This window comes from Pseudomonas sp. SIMBA_067, assembly GCF_046534675.1.
Taxonomy (GTDB): Bacteria; Pseudomonadota; Gammaproteobacteria; order Pseudomonadales; family Pseudomonadaceae; genus Aquipseudomonas; species Aquipseudomonas putida.
Map to the genome: position 1 here is coordinate 1 of NZ_JAWRYH010000070.1, position 420 is coordinate 420.

A 420-nucleotide genomic window follows, 5' to 3' on the forward strand; every position below is an offset into this window, starting at 1 on the left:
CCTGCGCGACAGCGGCGTAGTTATCCACACCCGCCATCGCTGGCTGGGCTGGCATGACGATGGCAGCCTGCGGATCGCTTATCCACAGGGTGAACGACGGGTGAAAGCGGCAGCCGTGGTGCTTGCGCTGGCCGATAAGCAACCTTGTGCAGGCCGTGCCCCTGGCGCGCCTGCGGTATCCAGACGAGCATGGCCAGCAGTGCCGGCACCGCCCAGAAGCCTAGCCCCAGCGCCCAACTGCCCTCGTAGCGTTGAGCCAGGGGCACCGTGGCGCCGGCTGCCATGGCTGCGCCCAGGCACAGGGCCATGGTGTAGACACCGGTCATGGCACCCGCCTGCCTGGCAAAATCACGCTTGACGATGCCCGGCAACAACACGCCGATGATGCCGATACTCGCGCCGGCGACCAAGCTCCCGGCG

Annotated in this window: 1 pseudogene; it reads right to left on the reverse strand. The window is 67.6% G+C overall.

Annotation, left to right across the window (positions count from 1 at the left end):
• Window positions 1-101: 101 nt before the first annotated feature.
• Window positions 102-420 (reverse strand): annotated as a pseudogene (locus SB765_RS28130) (cyanate transporter); the annotation flags it as partial.